We start from the raw sequence: 1,143 nt of genomic DNA on the forward strand, positions 1-1,143 counted from the left end.
GGCCGTGGCGGCGGGCGCCGAGGTCGCCCCCTGGCCCGCGCACCGCTCCCCCGGGCCCGCGCTGGCCGGTGAGACCGGGCGGCTGGCCCGGCTGGTCCGGCGCCTGGGCCCGGACCTCGTCCATACGCACGGCGCCAAGGCCGGGCTCGCCGCCCGGCTGGCGGTACGCGGCCGGATCCCGACGGTCCATCAGCCGCACGCCTGGCCCTTCGAGGCGGCCGGCGGGCCGGTGGCGGGGCCGGCGCTCGGCTGGGAGCGATACGCCGCGCGCTGGGCGCACCGGGTGCTGTGTGTGAGCGAGGCGGAGCGGCTGCGCGGGATCGATGCGGGTGTGCCGGCCCGGTGGGCGGTGATCCGCAACGGTGTGGACCTGGACCGCTACTCCCCCGCGTACAGCGATGACGCGGCCCGGCGGGCACTGCGCGGCGCGCTGCCCGCACTCAGCGGGCTGGCGCCGGACGCGCCACTGGTGGTGTGCGTGGGGCGGCTGTGCCCGCAAAAGGGCCAGTCGGTGCTGCTGCGGGCGTGGCCCGCGATCGGCGCGGCCGTCCCCGACGCCCGGCTGGTGCTGGTCGGCGACGGGCCGGACCGGGAGCGGCTGCATGCGGCCGCACCGCCCGGTGTGCGCTTCGCGGGCGCGACCGAGGACATCGTCCCCTGGTACCGGGCAGCGGATCTGGTCGTCCTGCCGTCGCGCTGGGAGGGCATGGCGCTGCCCCCTCTGGAGGCGATGGCCTGCGGCCGCCCCGTGGTGGTCACCGATGTGGGCGGGGCCCGGGAGAGTCTGCCGGCGGAGGCCCTGCCGCACGCCCTGGTGCCGCCCGCGGACCCGGCCGCCCTCGCCCGGGCCGTACGTGACCTGCTGACGCACCCCCGGCTGCGCCTGACGCTGGGCCGCCGGGCCCTGGAACACGTACGGGCGGGACACGACGTGCGGCGCACCGCGGCGGCGGTCCTCGACCTGTACCGCGAACTGCTCGGTGTGCCGTGCACGGAGAGCAGGGAGCGGATCAGGCGATGACGACGGAGAGCGCGGATGCACCTCATGCCGCCCGGGTCCTGCCCCCGTCGGCGGCCCCCCGGCCGGCGACCGTCGCGGTCCGTCCGCCGCGCGGGCCGGGCCTGGAGACCCTGCCGCCGCCC

The 1,143-nt window shown here is 78.9% G+C and carries 1 protein-coding gene; it reads left to right on the forward strand.

Annotated features, from left to right (window positions below):
- Positions 1-1,021 (forward strand): glycosyltransferase (locus DY245_RS32855; protein ID WP_147318386.1); only part of this gene is annotated, 1,021 nt, incomplete at its 5' end.
- Positions 1,022-1,143 lie beyond the last annotated feature (122 nt).

Origin of the sequence: Streptomyces inhibens (assembly GCF_003389455.1) — a bacterium.
Classification (GTDB): Bacteria; Actinomycetota; Actinomycetes; order Streptomycetales; family Streptomycetaceae; genus Streptomyces; species Streptomyces inhibens.